This window comes from Luteibacter sp. NPDC104163 (assembly GCF_055584245.1).
The window spans coordinates 18,841-19,722 of sequence record NZ_JBVJMK010000031.1; the positions used below are offsets into that span (position 1 = coordinate 18,841).

An 882-nucleotide genomic window follows, 5' to 3' on the forward strand; every position below is an offset into this window, starting at 1 on the left:
GCGCGCCCGACCGGGGGGCCGGACGGCCCCCCGGGGGGGGGGGGGGGGGGGGCGGGTGGGGGGCCCCCCCCCCCCCCCCCCCGCCCCCCCCCGCTCCCACAGTCGTTTTGGTGCGGCTGAACGGCCCGCCTGGCCCTGTAGCGCCCCTGCCCCCGCCTTCTTGTATCCTTGTGGGCTGCTATCTACCCCAAACTGCATCAAGGAACGCCCATGGGCCTGCACCTCGTCCCCGCCGGCAAGAACGTGCCGGACGAAATCAACGTCATCATCGAAATCCCCAAGGACGCCGAGCCGGTCAAGTACGAAGTGGACAAGGAAAGCGGCGCGATCTTCGTCGACCGCATCCTCTCCACCCCGATGCGCTACCCGTGCAACTACGGCTACGTGCCGGGCACCCTGGGCGGCGATGGCGATCCGCTGGACGCCCTGGTCATCCTCCCGCTGTCGCTCGTTCCGGGCTCGGTCATCCGCTGCCACCCGGTCGGCATGCTGAAGATGACCGACGAAGCCGGCGCTGACGAGAAGCTGGTCGTGGTCCCGGTCGAGAAGGTGTTCGCCGGCTACGCCCACATCCGCGACATCAAGCAGGTCTCGGGCCACTGGCTGGAGCGCATCGGCCACTTCTTCGAGCACTACAAGGATCTCGAGAAGGGCAAGTGGGTCAAGGTCGATGGCTGGGTCGGCGCCGACGAAGCCAAGGCCGAGATCATGTCCGGCATGGAACGCTACAAGGCCGACAAGTAATAGCTGTTGTGGGAGCGGGGGGGGGGGGGGGGGGGGGGGGGGGGGGTGGCGGGGGGGGGGGGGGGGGGGGCGCCCGGGGGTTGGGGCAGTTGGGGGTGGGGGGGGGGGGGGGTGGTTTAACGGGGGGGGGCGGGCCGG

Annotated in this window: 1 protein-coding gene; it reads left to right on the forward strand. The window is 70.7% G+C overall.

What is annotated here, in order from left to right:
- Positions 1-210 precede the first annotated feature (210 nt).
- On the forward strand, positions 211-744 hold the full coding sequence (gene ppa, locus ACZ6YI_RS21400; RefSeq protein WP_465780383.1) for an inorganic diphosphatase: 534 nt from the start codon (positions 211-213) through the stop codon (positions 742-744).
- Positions 745-882: the final 138 nt, after the last annotated feature.